Here is a 14,785-nt window from a genome sequence, read left to right on the forward strand (position 1 = left end):
CGGCCGCTTACCGGGCATTCGCTGCTTCTCACGGGGATGTTCACGACTGGAGGACCACCGCATGGCCCGTACCGCCCTACGTCTGCCGACCGTACTGCGCGCCCCTCTGCGGCGGGGGCGCGGGGAGAAGACCGAGCCGGTCGCCGAGCCGGAGCCGGTGGTGACGGAGCCGGTGGTGGCCGAGCGCAAGCCGCTGCCGCTGCCGATCCGGCTGCCGATCATGCTGCTGGCGTTCGTGTTCATGGTGGCCTTCGCCATCGCGCTGGCCCGGATCACCCTGGAGCCGTCGCCCGCGTCGGAGGCGCTGACGCACAGCAACATGCGGCCGGGCAACTCCCTGAAGGCGTACTTCGATTACGGGACGGTGCGCGACACCCTGAAGCAGATCGGCGGCAACGTCCTGCTGGGCGTTCCGTTCGGCGTGCTGGTGCCGGTGCTGGCTCCCCGCGCGCGGGGCATCCTCCAAGTCCTGTTCCTGACCGCGCTGGTGATGCTGATGGTGGAGCTGACCCAGGGCGCGCTGATCACCGGGCGGGCCTTCGACATCGACGACGTCATCCTCAACACCACGGGTGCGCTGCTGGGTTGGCTGCTGCTGGGGCGCCGGCTGGGGCGGGCGGTGCACGCGCGGCGGCCCAAGGTCGTCGAGGACTGAGCGTCCTCCACCGGTTTGTCCGGTCGGCCGATCACTGGTCTGTACCAAGCTATTGACGGCCCCGGTCCCGGTCTCTACAACAAGAGGCGTCACTCCCCCCATGTGAAACGGAGAGTCATGGCATCCCCACGCCTGCTCCGCAGATGCCTCCTTGCCGCTCTCTCCGCCGCGCTGGTCGGCGCGGCGGCCGTCGGTCCCGCGCGGGCCGACACGGCCGCCGCCCCGGCCGTCGCGGCGGCGACGTTCTCGGACTCCTTCGACGGTCCGGCGGGTTCCGCCGTCGACGGCTCCAAGTGGACGCTGGAGACCGGAGACAACGTCAACAACCACGAGCGGCAGTACTACACCTCGGGCACCAACAACGCGGCGCTGGACGGCCAGGGCCACCTGGTGATCACCGCCAAGCGCGAGAACCCTGCGAACTACCAGTGCTGGTACGGAAGTTGCCAGTACACCTCGGCCCGGCTGAACACCTCGGGCAAGTTCAACGCGCAGTACGGGCATGTCGAGGCCCGGATGAAGATCCCGCGCGGGCAGGGCATGTGGCCCGCGTTCTGGATGCTCGGCACCCCGGTGAACTGGCCGGACTCGGGCGAGATCGACGTGATGGAGAACGTCGGCTTCGAGCCCTCCACCGTGCACGGCACCATCCACGGTCCCGGCTACTCGGGCTCCGGCGGCATCGGCGCGGGCTACTCGCTGCCGAACGGGCAGGCGTTCGCGGACGCCTTCCACACCTACGCGGTCGACTGGGCGCCGGACTCCATCACCTGGACCGTGGACGGCAATGTCTACCAGCGGCGCACCCCGGCCGACCTGGGCGGGAAGACCTGGGTGTTCAACAAGCCGTTCTTCCTGATCCTGAACCTCGCGGTCGGCGGCTACTGGCCCGGCGACCCGGACGGCTCGACCCAGTTCCCGGCGCAGCTCGTCGTGGACTCGGTGTCGGTGACCACCAGCGGCGGCTCGACGGGCGGCAAGGCCATCCGGGGCCTGGCCGGCAAGTGCGTGGACGTGGCCGCGGCGAACTCCGCCAACGGCACCCCCGTACAGCTCTACGACTGCAACGGCTCGGCGGCCCAGCAGTGGACGGTCGGCTCGGACGGCACGATCCGCGCGCTCGGCAAGTGCCTGGACCTGAAGGACAACGGCACGGCGGACGGCACGCCGCTGCAACTGTGGGACTGCGCGGGCAGCGCCAACCAGAAGTGGGTGGTGTCCTCGGCCAACGACATCGTCAACCCGCAGGCCAACAAGTGCCTGGACGTGACGGGCGCCAACTCGGCCAACGGCACCCGGCTCCAGCTCTGGACCTGCAACGGGACGGCCGCCCAGAAGTGGACGGTGGGCTAGTCAGCCCTTGCCTCGGCGGGTGCCGCCGCGCACCCGCCAGGTGAACTTGTCGCCGCCGACCCAGCGGACCACGTCGGGATCGTCCAGATCGTGGATGACGATGCCGCGGGCGGCGGCGGCCTCCAGCACCCCCGTGATGGACGTGACCTCGCCGATCACCTCGCCGTCGATCTCCATGATCCGGAAGGGCGGCGAACCCGGCCGGCCCTCACAGACCCCGAGCACCCGGATGCGCGGATTGGACATGTACGGAGCTGATTGTTCGGTCATGCCTCCGAGCGTAGAACGCGGGGCGCGGGGAAGGCTCGTCCGCACGGGCCGTCCGGGCCGCCACCGTGCGCGTACCGCCCCGGTGGGCAACCCTGGAGGTCCGTGCGGAGCCGGGAGGTGGCCATGGAACCCGTCGCGGCGCTGGACCGGATCGCCTTCCTGCTGGAGCGCTCCCTCGCGCCCACCTACCGGGTACGCGCGTTCCGCACGGCCGCGCGCGTCCTGAAGGACCTCCCCGAGGACGAGATCGCCCGGCGCGTCTCGACCGGGACGCTCCAGACGCTCAAGGGCATCGGCCCGAAGACCGCGAAGGTGGTCGAGGAGGCGGTGGCCGGGGAGACGCCCGCCTACCTGCGCTCGCTGGAGGAGGACGCCGGGGGCCCGCTGACGGCGGACGGCGGCGCGGAGCTGCGGGCGCTGCTGCGCGGCGACTGCCACACCCACTCGGACTGGTCGGACGGCGGCAGCCCGATCGAGGAGATGGGCTGGGCGGCGGCCGAGCTGGGCCACGAGTGGACCGCGCTCACCGACCACTCCCCCCGCCTCACCGTGGCCCGCGGCCTCTCCCCCGAGCGGCTGCGCGAGCAGCTCGGCCTCGTCGAGGAGCTGAACGAGCGCTGGGCGCCGTTCCGGCTGCTCACCGGCATCGAGTGCGACATCCTGGACGACGGCTCGCTGGACCAGGAGCCCGAGCTGCTGGAGCGGCTGGACGTCGTGGTGGTGTCGGTGCACTCCAAGCTGAAGATGGACGCGGCCGCCATGACCCGCCGCATGGTGGCCGCCGTCTCCGATCCGCACGCCGACGTGCTGGGCCACTGCACCGGCCGGCTGATCACGGGACGCGGGCGGCCCGAGTCGGCCTTCGACGCGGACGAGGTGTTCGCCGCGTGCGCCGAGGCGGGCACCGCCGTGGAGATCAACAGCCGTCCGGAGCGGCTGGACCCGCCGAAACGGCTGCTGCGCAAGGCGGCGGGGGCCGGGACGCTGTTCTCCATCGACACCGACGCGCACGCGCCCGGCCAGCTCGACTGGCAGATCCTCGGCTGTGCGCGCGCCGAGGAGTGCGGGGTGCCCGCCGGGCGGGTGGTGAACACCTGGACGGCGGACGAGTTGCTGGACTGGACCCGCGAGGGACGGGTGCCGGCGTCCTGACCAGGCGTTCTTCCACGTGACCCGGATCACCTCGCCAGGCGGGAACGCCACCCCTTGGTTGTCCGTTGAACCAGACGTGGACGCGGGCCCGCCCTGACCTGGACCCCGTCCGCGATGGACCGCCCCGGTCGTGATTCCCCCGTCACGGCCGGGGCATCTTCGTGTCCGGGCTCAGCGCGGGGCGCGCTCGTCCAGCGCGGCCCGCCACGTGGGCGGCCGGTCCTCCGGCACCGGCTCGGCGCGGCGGCCGCCCCGGCCGAAGAAGTCGGCCAGCGGCAGGATGGCCGCGCCGACGGTGACCGCGTCGGGGCCGAGCCGCCCCAGGTCGATGGTGACCCGGTCCGCCGGGTGCCGGAGCGCGTAGGTGGCCGCGTGCCGGCGTACGGCGGGCAGGAAGCGGGTGCCGAGCTGGAGCCCGGCCCAGCCGCCGATGAGGATGCGCTCGGGCTGGAAGAGGTTGATCAGGTCGGAGAGGCCCGCGCCCAGGTACTCGGCGGTCTCCTCCAGCACGGCGAGCGCGACCGGATCGGGTTCCGCGTCCCCCGCCGGGTAGGCGGCGGCGAGCATCGCGGTGAGCGCGGTCTCCTCGTCGGTGCCCTCGGGCGGGCGCCCGCCCTCCTCGCGCCAGCGGGCCAGCAGCGACTCGGCGCCCGCGTACGCCTCCAGGCAGCCCGGCGCCCCGCAGCGGCAGCGGCGCCCGCGCACCCGCACCGTCAGATGCCCCCACTCCACCGCGCGGCCGTGCTCCACCTCTGGAGTGACCAGGCAGGCGCCGACGCCGGAGCCGAACAGCACCACCAGGGCGTTGCGGGCGCCGCGCCCGGCGCCGAACCACATCTCGGCCTGGCCGAGCGTCTTGGCGCCGTTGTCGATGAAGTACGGCACGCTCTCGGGGAGCCCGGAGGTCGCCCGGAGCAGCCGCTCCAGCGGGACGGCGTCCCAGCCGATGGTCTGGCCGTGCACCACGGCACCCCGGTCGGCGGTGTGCTCCACGATGCCGGGCACGCCCACCCCGACCCCGAGCAGCCGCTCGGGCCGCGCGCCCTCGGCGGCCAGCACCTCGGCGACGCCGTCCCGGATGTGGCCGGTGATGTCGTCCACGTCGTAACCGGGGCGGGTCAACGGGCGCTCGGCGCGGGCGAGTTCGGTGAGGGCGAGGTCGAACAGCTCGACGCGTACGCGGGTCTCGCCGACGTCCACGCCGATCATCTGGCCGCTGTGCGGGGCGACCCGGAGCAGGGTGCGGGGGCGGCCGCCGTCGGAGTCGACGCTGCCTGCCTCCTCCACGAGTCCGTCCGCGATCAGGTCGGCCACGACATTGCTCACCGAGCCGGAGCTGAGTCCGGTGGCCGGGCCCAGTTCGAAGCGGCTGAGGGGGCCGTCGAAGTACAGCCTGTGCAGCACGGCCGTGCGATTTCCTCGCCGGAGATCGCGTACCGTGCGCCCGTTCCGACCCGCCATGTGGCCCCTTCCGACCCGTGCCCGACCTGCAACATACCCTTCGCGGCAGGCCGGGCACGACTTCACGGGCCCCCTTATTTCATGCTGTGAGATTTCCAGGGGGCGCGGGTGGGGCGGGTGCGGCTCAGCCGGCCGCGTACACGTCCTCCACATAGCGGCCGGCGCCGGCCAGCTCGTCCAGCCAGCGGCTCGCCGCCGCCTCGTCCGCGCCGGGGGTGCGCTCGCGGTACAGGGTGCGGAACGCCTCGCGGACGCCGGGTGCCATGCGGGCACCGTCGCCGCAGACGTAGACCCGCGCCCCGGCGCCGAGCAGGTCCCAGACCTCGTCGGCCTCGGCGGCGATCCGGTGCTGGACGAACCGCGCGCCGTCGACGGGGGCCGCGCTGAAGGCGGGGCGCAGCGAGACGGCTCCGGCGCTCTCGGCGGCGGCCAGCTCGGCCGCGTGCAGATAGTCGGCGTCGGGGGCGTCGCAGCCGAAGTAGAGCAGGGCGGGCGGGAGTTCGGCGCCCCGGGCGCGGGCGGCGGCCCGGTCCATGACCACGCCCCGGAACGGCGCGAGGCCGGTGCCGGCCGCGATCAGCACGATGGGGGTGGAGGTGTCGGTGCGGAACGCCTCCCGGCAGGGCTGGACGCGGGCGTACACCGTGTCGCCGGGCTTGACGCCGGCCAGGTGGCCCGAACCGGTGCCCCGGTAGCGGCCGTTGCCGGAGCGGGCGGGGGCGTCGAGCACGGAGACCATGAGGTCGGCGTGGCGCGGGCCGGCGGCCGGGGAGGAGGAGATGGAGTAGTGCCTCGGGCGCAGCGGGGTGAGCAGGTCGAGCAGGCGGGGCCAGTCGAGGGCCTCGCGCAGGGCGGGGTGGTCCTCCAGGAGTTCGAGCAGGGTGCGCGGGTCGTCGCCGGTGAGGGCGGCGAGGGCGGCCCGCTCGGGCGGGCAGGGGTTGGCGGCCGCGAGCAGTTCACGCTGGCGCGCGGTGGGGCGCTCCTGCAACTCGACGTGCCGGGTGAGGAGTTCGCGCACGGTGAGCGGGCGGTCCACCGCCAGTCCGTCGCGGCGCGGGCGGTTGGCGCGGATGTCGAGCACCGTGTACGGGTCGGCGCCGAGCGCGGCGAGGGCCCGCTCCACGGTCTCGGGAGCGTTGACCGGCAGCACGCTCAGGTGGTCGGCGGTGCGGTAGGTGACGCCGTCGGGCAGGGCGACGCGCAGGAACCGCTTGACGCGGGGGTGTCCGGGCGCGGTGAGGTCGTACGCCTCGGTGACGGTCATCGGGACCAGCTCGTGCCGCTCGGCGAGCGCGTCCAGCGGGCCGCCGGTCAGGGCGCGGACCTCGTAGGCGGTGTCGGGGTCGTCGGCCGGGGCGGTGGCGTCGGGGTCGCCGTACTCGGTGAGCAGGGCGGTGCGCAGGCCGGCGGTGTATTCGCGGACGGCGCCGGTGAGGTCGCCGGAGGCGTCGGCGGCGGCGCGCGGGGTGAGCCGGGTGGCGCCCAGCTCGGCGAGGCGGGCGTCGATGCGGCTCGGCATGTGCTGGTAGGTGGCGGCCCAGTTGCGGTCGCCGACGCCGAGCACGGTGTAGGTGACGCCGGTGAGGTCGTGCTCGCCCTCCAGCCAGGCGGCGAAGGCGATCGCGTCGTCGGTGGGGCGGCCGTTGTAGGAGGCGGCGGCGATGACGACGGGCCGGTCGGTGGGCAGGCCGTCGGCGTAGGCGTCCAGCGGGGCGACCTCGGTGGCGCAGCCGAGGGCCGCGGCCTCGTCCGCGAGCTGTCCGGCGAACTCGCGGCAGGTGCCGTAGTTGCTGCCGTGCAGGAACAGCGCGGCGGTGCCGGGGCGGACGCGGGCGGGGAGTGCCTGCGCGTCGGTGTCCTCGGCGGCGGTCACGGCGGCGGCGCCGGGCAGCGGGGCGTGGACGCGGTCGGCGTCGGTGCGCGGGGTCAGGGTGAGGGTGAAGCCCTCGGGCTTGAGGGTGAGGGTCTCCTTGATGTCCAGCGCGTAGTCGGCGTGGTCGTGCAGCCGGTAGCGGTGGACCAGCATGGCGAGCAGCATGGTCGCCTCGTGCAGCGCGAACTGCCGCCCGATGCAGGCGCGTTCACCGGTGCCGAAGGGCTTGAAGGCGTGTACGGGACGCGCCGCCTCGGCCTCGGCGGTGAAGCGGTCGGGGTCGAACAGCTCGGGGTTGTCGCCCCAGACGGGCTGGCGGTGCAGCATCGGCACCAGCACGCTGACCGCCTGCCCGGCGCGCAGCGGCACCCGCCCGCCGAGCAGGGTGTCCTCGCGGGCCTCCCGGCTGAAGGCGGCGGCGGTCGGCCACAGCCGGAGCGCCTCGTTGAGCACCTGCCGGGTGTAGGTGAGCCTGCCGATGTCGTCGTAGGACGGCTCGGGGTCGGCGGTGTCCCCCCACAGGGCGTCGGCCTCGCGCTGGACCAGGCGGAGCACGGCGGGGTGCTTGGCCAGGTAGTACAGGGCGAAGGACATCGCGCCGGAGGTGGTCTCGTGGCCGGCGATGAGGAAGGTGATGACCTGGTTGCGGATGTTCGCGAGGTCCAGGGTGGTGCCGTCGGCGGGGTGCCGGGCGGTGAGCATCAGCCCGAGCAGGTCGGCGGCCTCGCTCTGGTCGGTGCCGGTGCGGGCGGCGATGACCTCGTCCACGACCCCGGCGAGGAAGTCGGCGTCCTCGCGGAAGGCGGCGTCGGCCTCGGTGTAGTCACCGCCGGGCACGCGGGCCAGGCGGGTCATGCTCCACTGGAGGCAGCGCACCATCGACTCGACGAAGGGGTGCGGCTCGGCCCGCTCGAAGGAGCCGAAGTCGTAGTCAAACCCGGCGAGGCCGATGGTGTCGAGCGTCATCCGGGTCATGTCGTCGGGCACGTTCACCGGCTGCCCGGCACGGGCGGAGCGGTCCCACGCCTCGATGAGCCGCCGGGCCACCTTCAGCATCACCGGGTGGTAGGCGCGCATGGAGCCGAGCGCGAAGGCGGGCATCAGGATGTCGTGGGCCTTGGCCCAGTTCGGCTCGTCGTTGTACGCGGTGAACAGGCCGTCGGCGGCGAAGGCGCGCACGTTCTCCAGCGCGGGCCCGATGTGCTTGGCGAACCGGTCCTCGTCGGCGAGGTCGGCGATCAGGTCGGCGTCGGCGACGAAGAGGGCGTCGCGCCCGTGCAGGCGGCGCACCAGCACCGGCCCGTGGGTCCGCATCAGCTCCATGACCTGCTGGATGGGGGTGCGGGTCGGCCCGGTGGCGGAGATGTCGACGACCGGCACGCCGGTGAGTGCGGGAGGCTCGGGGTGCGGTGCGGTGGGGGGCATGGCGGCGGCAACTGCCTTTCGCGGGGCGGGGACTGGCGTTTCGCGTGGGGGGCTGGCGTCTTCCAGCGTGCTCCAGCGGCGGGGCGCGCCCGTGCCGGGCCACTACACGAACGTGCAGTGGAAAGTGGGCGCGGGCCCTTGCGCACCCGCTCCGGATCACGCCCTAAGTTGCCGCTGACCTGGCTTTTCGTCTTGGATGGTGAGGACGGTTCGGCACCTTGGGAGGCTGGCGTGGAGTGGGGGCTGGCGGATGCGGTGGTGTGGCGCAACCGGGCCCTGATGCTCTTCGACCGGGTCGCGGTGCCGGTCGCGGTCTGCGACGTGTACGGCAAGGTGCTGCTGGCCAACCCGGCGATGGCCGCCGAGTGCGGTACGTCACCGGGGCAGCTCCGCGGCCGTGACGTGCTGGAGCTGTTCCGCCCCGAGGAGGCCGGCCAGGTCGAGCGGATCGCCCAGGCGCTGCGGCTGCGGCACCGCTCCCGCTACCAGGTGTCGGTGAGCTGGAGCCCGCCCGGCGGGACGGAGCGGTACGGGGAGCTGACCGCCGACCCGGTGAGCGACTCCACGGACGAGACCCCGGCGCTGCTGGTGATGCTCCGGGTACTCGGACAGAGCGAGCCGGAGCCAGCCGCCGAGCCCGCGCCCGTCACCCCGGTCGAGGGCGCGGTGCTGGCACTGCTGGCCCAGGGCGCCACGACCGGCCGGGCCGCCCGTGAGCTGGGCCTGAGCCGGGACGGTGTCGCGTATCACCTGCGCCGCCTGTCCGCCCGCTGGCACACGGCCAACCGCACCGAACTGGTCGCCCGCGCCTACGCCCTGGGCGTGCTCGCGCCCGGCGTGTGGCCGCCTCGGGTACGGGGTGCCGAGGCCGAGTAGGGACGGCGCACGGAAAACCGCTTGGCCCGGCACCCTGGCGCTCTATACCCTCGTAAACCTAGACCCCCTAGGCTCATGGCTACAACAGAAGGAATCCCCCGATGCGACCCCTCACCGAGCAGGACATCCGCGCCTCCTTCGTCAACTGCTCCAAGGGTGACGCCAAGCGGCTGGCCGTCCCCCGTGACCTGGCCGAACGCCCCTGGGACGACCTGGACTTCCTGGGCTGGCGCGATCCGGGCGCGCCCGACCGCAGCTATCTGGTCCTCGAACGCGGCACCGGGCTCGTCGGCATCGCGCTGCGCTACCCGACGGTCCGGCGCGGCTTCCAGCACCGCAGCATGTGCTCGGTGTGTCTGACGACCCATCGCGGCGGCGGGGTCTCGCTGATGACCGCCCGCAAGGCCGGGGCGGCGGGCCGCGAGGGAAACTCCGTCGGCGTGTACATGTGCGCCGACCTGGCGTGTTCCCTGTATGTCCGGGGGAAGAAGGTGCCGGAGTCGGGGAGCAGGTTCGAGGAGAGCCTCACGACGGAGGAGCAGATCGCCCGCGCGAGCGGCAACCTCGGCGCCTTCGTCGATCGCCTGTACGTCTGAGGGCCGCCCCTTTCGCGTACACGGTGCTCGAACGGCCCCGTTCGGCACGGTTACGGAAAGGGAAGACGCCAAAGGATGCCAGACGTACGGAAGTGGATGGACGCGCAAGCGCGACGCAAGTGGGCCGACGCGCTGCGGCGCCTGGTCGCGCGCCGCCGGGAGCCGGTGGTCGTCCAGACACTGCGGGCGGCCGGTGCGGCCACGGTCGCCTATGTGATCGCGCTCCGGCTCAGCCCGGAACCGGCGCCGCTGACCGCGCCCCTGACGGCCCTGCTGGTCGTCCAGGTCACCTTCTTCGCCACCCTCACCAACGGCATCCGCCGCGTGAACGCCGTGGTGACGGGCGTCCTGGTCGCCATCGTCTTCAGCCTCCTGGTCGGCCTGACCTGGTGGAGCCTGGCCCTGCTGCTGATTGCCGCGCTGAGCGTGGGTCACCTGGTGCGCGTGGACGAGTACGTGAACGAGGTGGCGATCAGCGCGATGCTCGTGCTCGGCGTCACCACGGTCGGCTACACGGCGTGGGCGCGGATCGTGGAGACCCTGATCGGCGCCATCATCGGCATGGCCTGCAATCTGCTGCTGCCGCCCCCGGTGTGGGTGGACGCGGCGGGGCGGTCCATCGAGTGGCTGGCCCGCAGGCTGCGTCAGCTCATGCTCCGGATGGGTGAGGAGGCGGCGGGCGCCATCCCCTGGCAGCGGGCGGCCGAACGGCTGCACGAGGCACGCCGGCTGGATCACGACATCATCCAGGTGGACGCCGCCCTGCGGCAGGCCGAGGAGAGCCTCAGGCTCAACCCGCGTGTCAAGGAGGGCCTGCTGCACCGGGTGGTGCTGCGCACCGGCCTGGACACGCTGGAGATCTGCACGGTCGTCCTGCGGGTGCTGGCCCGCTCCTTCACCGACCTGGCGAAGGCGCGCGGTGCCAAGGAACTGTTCCCGCCGCCGATCGGGCAGACCATGGAACAGGTGCTGTCCGAGATCGCGGACGCCGTGGTGAGCTTCGCGGTCCTGGTGACCACCGACCTGAGCGCCAACGCCGAGTCGGCCGAGGCCCGGCTCACCGCCGAGCTGCACACGGCCGCCGCCACCCGCGACCGGCTCGCGGAGCAGCTCCTCGAGCACGTCGCGGAGGACCACGAGGACTGGCAGTTGCTCGGCGCGGTCCTCACCGAGGTCAGCCGCATCATCGACGAGCTGGACACCGAGCACCGCAGCCACCGCCTGCTGGAGGAGCTGGACCGCGTCTCCCGCCAGCAGCGCGCCAAGATGCCCCGCGTGAACCGCCTGCGCCAGCGTCTCGGCATCCAGGAGGACCTCTGGCGGAACCGTACGGGGGTCGGCGGACGTTCTCGGTGACGGGACACCGGGCGCGACCGGTGCCGGAACTTCTCAGGGGGCGGTTCGATGGCCGAGCGGGCCGGGGTGCGGATCGACGGGAACACGCTGCGGCTGGGCGACGGGGCGGTGGTGCGGTTCGTGCGCACCCTGCGGCTGCCGGAGCGGGGTACGCATCCGCTGCCGCCGGGGCTGGGCGAGTTCCCGCTGCGCCGGGTCGCGGACCACGCCGACCGGGTGCCGGAGGCGTGGCGGGCGCGCGGCGGGGTGCTGCTGCCGATATACCTGCGCGAGGCGATGTGGCTCAGCTTCGCCGGTACGACGGAACCGGCCGCCCTCCAGGTCGGCGTCGGCAAGGTGTGCGCGGTCTCCGGCAAGCCCTGGCAGGGCACGCTGGCGCGGGACCCGCAGAACTACCTCACGCTCCCCCGTCAGCCCTGGCTGGACGGCATCAACTCCGGCAAGGGCACCGTCCGCCAGTTCGTCGCCGTACCCCTCGGGCTCGGCGCGACCGTGGAGGGCCAGGTGACCGGCGAGGAGACCTGGGGCGGGGTGCAGTTGCAGGCGTACGGGCTGCGCCCGGAGGTGCTGGCGCGGTGGCGGGAGACCCAGCAGGCCAGGAGCGCGCCGCTCGCCGGGGGTTACGGCGCCCCGCCCGCTTTCGCCGCCCCGGCACCGGGCGCCGCTCCCCGGCAGGCGGCGGCGATGGGACTGGGCGTGGGCGGCTCGATGCGCCAGGAGGTCTACCGGGACGAACGCCCCGCGTCCGACTGGTCCGACACCCCGGCCGGCCGGGTCTTCGTCCACCTGGTCACCCCGCCCGAGTGGCGCCGCATCACCGGCGAGGAGCCCCCGCCCTCCCCCGTGGACCGGGCCGCGTACACCGGGGCGGGCCTGCCCTGGTTCGAGCACTACGACGACGAGGCCGACGACCTCTCCCCCGCCGGCCCCCTGAAGCCGGTGCGCCCGGTGGGCGACTGGCTGGGCGCCGACCTGGACCCCTGGCAGCAGCCGGCGCCGGGTCAGGTGGTCCCGCTGAAGGACGCGCCGGGCAAGCCGGTGGCCGACGGGGACTGGTGACCGCGCGCCCCGCCTTGCCTTCGGCGCCCGGTCCGCGACAGGGTGGCCGGGACCACGGTGACGGGTGAGCATTCAAGGGGCGGCATGGACAACGCAGCAGGGGAACGGGACGGCTGGAGCAGGCGGCGCTTCGTCGGCGCCATGGCGGGCACGGCCGCCGTCGTGACGGTGCCCGCGCCCGCCGCGCCGCCCCCGGACCCCGCCCCGGCGCCTCAGCGCCGGAAGGCCGAACCGGGACCCCGCCCACTGTACCTGGGCACCTACACCTCCGTCGAGGGCGGCGGCAAGGGCGTGACCGTGGCGCGGTACGACCCGGTCTCGGGCGCGGTCACCGACGCGGAGTCGCTGGCCGAGATCCCGGACCCGTCGTACGTCACCGTCCACCCGGACGGACACACGCTGTACGCGGTCGACGAGCGCGAGGACGGCGCGGTGACCGCCGTACGGCTGGCGGACGGACAGGTTTTGGGCAGCCTGAGCACGGGCGGTTCGGGGCCCTGTCATCTGTCGGTGCACCCGAGCGGGCGCTGGCTGCTGAGCGCGAACTACGGCTCGGGCAGTGTGGCCGTGCACCCCGTCGACACCTCGGGCGCGCTCGGTGAACGGACCGCGCTGGTCACGCATTCCAGCCCGGCGCCGGGTCCGGGTCAACAGGGCCCGCACGCGCACCAGTTCATCACCAGCCCGGACGGCGGCCATGTGCTCTCGGTCGACCTGGGCACCGACACCGTCTACACCTACCGGCTGGACACCGAGCACGGCACGCTGACCGAGGTCTCCCAGGCGCACACCCGACCGGGAGCGGGCCCGCGCCATCTGACGTTCCATCCGAACGGGCGGTACGCGTACCTCGCCAACGAGGTGGACGACACGGTGGCCGTCTGCGCGTACGACCCGGAGACCGGGCGGCTGACCGTGGGCGAGCCGCAGTCCTCGGGGGCGAGCGGGGACGCCACCAACTACCCGGCGCAGTTCGTGGTGACGCCCGGCGGCGACTTCGCGTTCCTCGCCAACCGGGGGCACGACAGCATCGCCCGGTACGCCGTCGAGGAGGACGGCGCCCGGCTGCGGCTGCTGGACACGGTGCCGGTGGACGGGGACTTCCCCCGCCAGCTCGCCCTCGCGCCGGACGGCCGGCTGCTGTTCACGGCGAACCAGCGCTCCGGCACGGTGAGCGTGTTCCACGTCGACACCGGTACCGGAGCGCTCGGTCAAGCCGGTGAGCCGTTCGCGTCACCGGTCGCCGTCTGCGCGGTGCCGCTGTAGGGCGCGCGGGCAGGCGGCGGCGCTGGCCTGGGTGAGCAGCGCGTGCATGCGCTCGGTGAGCTGCGAGACGTCGTCGGCGGGCGTGTGGAACGCCAGCCGTACGTCGCCGTGCGCGCGGGTGCGTTCGATGCGGAGGGTGAGACCGTGCCGGTCCACCGCGAGCGGAGCCACGCGGGTCACGGCGTGCAGGCTCTCCGGCCGGACCAGCCGGGTGAGCCGCTCCACGGCGTCCGGGTGGGAGTCGGCGAGGTGGGTGAGCAACTGCGCCTCGGCGGTGGCCAGCGGGTCGGGCCGGGCGGCCGCGTACTCCTCCAGCTCGATCAGCACTGCCCCCGAGGGCTGGCGCAGCACCACGCGGGTGGGCGTGAACAGCAGCCGCGCGCCGCGCTGGGAGAACCAGCCGGCCAGCCACAGCCGGGCCCGGATGCGCTGGCGCACCGGCACGGGTGCCACGTCGGCGAACTCCAGCACGGCGGTGGGCTCGCCGCGCGGGGCGCACAGCGCGGCGGCGAACAGGGCGCTGTCCTCGGGCACGTCGAGCAGCACCCCGCCGTCGCCGGTCACGGTGTGCGCGCCGACGTACTCCTCGCGGGCGCCGTCCGCGGTCACCGCGCACGACCACGCGGCGGCAAGGACCGACCGCGCCCGCTCCGCCGCTCCGGGTCCTGCCGCCCAGTCCTGCGTGTCACCCATCCCGAGTCCTCCTTAGGTAAGCCTTGCCTAACCTATCGAAGATCCGGGCATACGCCAACCACGCCACCCCGATCGGGTGACACGAACAGGGTTACGGATACGCGCCGTCAGGCGATGGCGCCGAGCAACGCCCGCGCGCACAGCTCGCGCACCTGGCCCCGGCCGGGCTCGCCCTCGCGCAGCCACTCCAGGCAGACGGCGGTGGTGAAGGCGAGCCAGCCGCGCACCGCGAGCCGGGCCTGCGGGGAGCCCTCGACGGCGGGCCCGAACTCGGGATCGGCGGCCAGCGCGGCGAGGATCTGCCGCTCCTGCGCGGCCAACGCCCGCTGATAGACCCGCCGTACGGCCTGGTCGCCGGCCGCGTCGGCCCGGTGGAAGGCGCGGAAGCCATGGGCGTGCGCCTCGACGTACCCGAGGTAGGCGTCCAGACCGGCGCCGAGCTGCTCGCGGACCGGCACGCCGGGCACGGCCGCGGTCATCCGGAGCATGCGTTCGCTCTCCCGCTCCACCACGGCGGCGAAGAAGTCCCGCTTGTTCGGAAAGTAGTGGTACAGCAGACCCCGTGAGACCCCGGCGATCTCGGCGACCCGCTCGATCCACACGTCGTCGTACGGACTCTCGGAGAACAGGCGCGCCCCGACCGACAGGAGTTGCTCGCGGCGCTCCTCGGTGCTCAGTCGGCGCCGGGCGCGTTCCCCCTGGTTGGCGGCCATGCCGTCACCCTACTGGACGCGTTGCTTGACGTGGGTT

General features: G+C 73.6%; 13 protein-coding genes. 8 read left to right on the forward strand and 5 right to left on the reverse strand.

The genetic code is table 11. The features are described from left to right. Window positions 1-61: 61 nt before the first annotated feature. Complete coding sequence (locus tag E5083_RS06795) at window positions 62-655, forward strand: VanZ family protein (RefSeq protein WP_135784685.1); 594 nt, start codon at window positions 62-64, stop codon at window positions 653-655. A 117-nt stretch (window positions 656-772) separates the two neighbouring features. Then, a complete protein-coding gene (locus E5083_RS06800) occupies window positions 773-2,008 on the forward strand; it encodes a ricin-type beta-trefoil lectin domain protein (protein WP_135784686.1) in 1,236 nt (411 codons plus the stop codon). Here the strand turns inward: E5083_RS06800 and E5083_RS06805 are convergent, their stop codons facing one another. Continuing rightward, window positions 2,009-2,278: a hypothetical protein gene (locus E5083_RS06805; RefSeq protein ID WP_135784687.1), complete on the reverse strand. Its 270-nt coding sequence runs from the start codon at window positions 2,276-2,278 to the stop codon at window positions 2,009-2,011. 123 nt (window positions 2,279-2,401) lie between these two features. Here E5083_RS06805 and E5083_RS06810 point away from each other — a divergent pair, with 123 nt between their 5' ends. Continuing rightward, window positions 2,402-3,430: a PHP domain-containing protein gene (locus E5083_RS06810; RefSeq protein ID WP_135784688.1), complete on the forward strand. Its 1,029-nt coding sequence runs from the start codon at window positions 2,402-2,404 to the stop codon at window positions 3,428-3,430. 171 nt (window positions 3,431-3,601) lie between these two features. Here E5083_RS06810 and E5083_RS06815 read toward each other — a convergent pair whose 3' ends face one another. Together E5083_RS06815 and E5083_RS06820 are read right to left on the reverse strand one after the other, a co-directional pair. After that, window positions 3,602-4,891 (reverse strand): ROK family transcriptional regulator, encoded by a 1,290-nt coding sequence (locus E5083_RS06815; RefSeq protein WP_135784689.1) that lies wholly within the window; start codon window positions 4,889-4,891, stop codon window positions 3,602-3,604. A gap of 124 nt (window positions 4,892-5,015) precedes the next feature. After that, entirely contained in the window at window positions 5,016-8,189 is a 3,174-nt protein-coding gene (locus E5083_RS06820; protein WP_135784690.1) for a cytochrome P450, read from the reverse strand. A gap of 279 nt (window positions 8,190-8,468) precedes the next feature. On the opposite strand from E5083_RS06820, the gene E5083_RS06825 reads away from it, so the two are divergent. The 5 genes from E5083_RS06825 (at window position 8,469) to E5083_RS06845 (ending at window position 13,342) form a co-directional block, all read left to right on the forward strand. Further along, window positions 8,469-9,065: a PAS domain S-box protein gene (locus E5083_RS06825; RefSeq protein WP_425276708.1), complete on the forward strand. Its 597-nt coding sequence runs from the start codon at window positions 8,469-8,471 to the stop codon at window positions 9,063-9,065. 101 nt (window positions 9,066-9,166) lie between these two features. After that, window positions 9,167-9,661, forward strand: a complete 495-nt coding sequence (locus tag E5083_RS06830) for an FBP domain-containing protein (protein WP_135784692.1) — start codon at window positions 9,167-9,169, stop codon at window positions 9,659-9,661. 96 nt (window positions 9,662-9,757) lie between these two features. After that, on the forward strand, window positions 9,758-11,017 hold the full coding sequence (locus tag E5083_RS06835; protein ID WP_244317459.1) for an FUSC family protein: 1,260 nt from the start codon (window positions 9,758-9,760) through the stop codon (window positions 11,015-11,017). 48 nt (window positions 11,018-11,065) lie between these two features. Continuing rightward, window positions 11,066-12,076: a hypothetical protein gene (locus E5083_RS06840; RefSeq protein WP_135784693.1), complete on the forward strand. Its 1,011-nt coding sequence runs from the start codon at window positions 11,066-11,068 to the stop codon at window positions 12,074-12,076. Between the two features lie 84 nt (window positions 12,077-12,160). Further along, window positions 12,161-13,342, forward strand: coding sequence for a lactonase family protein (locus E5083_RS06845; protein WP_244317406.1), 1,182 nt, complete (start codon window positions 12,161-12,163; stop codon window positions 13,340-13,342). Here the strand turns inward: E5083_RS06845 and E5083_RS06850 are convergent. After that, window positions 13,310-14,035 carry a DUF2470 domain-containing protein gene (locus E5083_RS06850; RefSeq protein ID WP_135784694.1) on the reverse strand — a complete coding sequence of 242 codons (726 nt, stop codon included), beginning with the start codon at window positions 14,033-14,035 and terminating at the stop codon, window positions 13,310-13,312. The genes E5083_RS06845 and E5083_RS06850 overlap by 33 nt on opposite strands. A gap of 107 nt (window positions 14,036-14,142) precedes the next feature. Beyond that, window positions 14,143-14,748: a TetR/AcrR family transcriptional regulator gene (locus E5083_RS06855; RefSeq protein WP_135784695.1), complete on the reverse strand. Its 606-nt coding sequence runs from the start codon at window positions 14,746-14,748 to the stop codon at window positions 14,143-14,145. Window positions 14,749-14,785 lie beyond the last annotated feature (37 nt).

This window comes from Streptomyces bauhiniae (genome assembly GCF_004784475.1).
GTDB lineage: Bacteria > Actinomycetota > Actinomycetes > Streptomycetales > Streptomycetaceae > Streptomyces > Streptomyces seoulensis.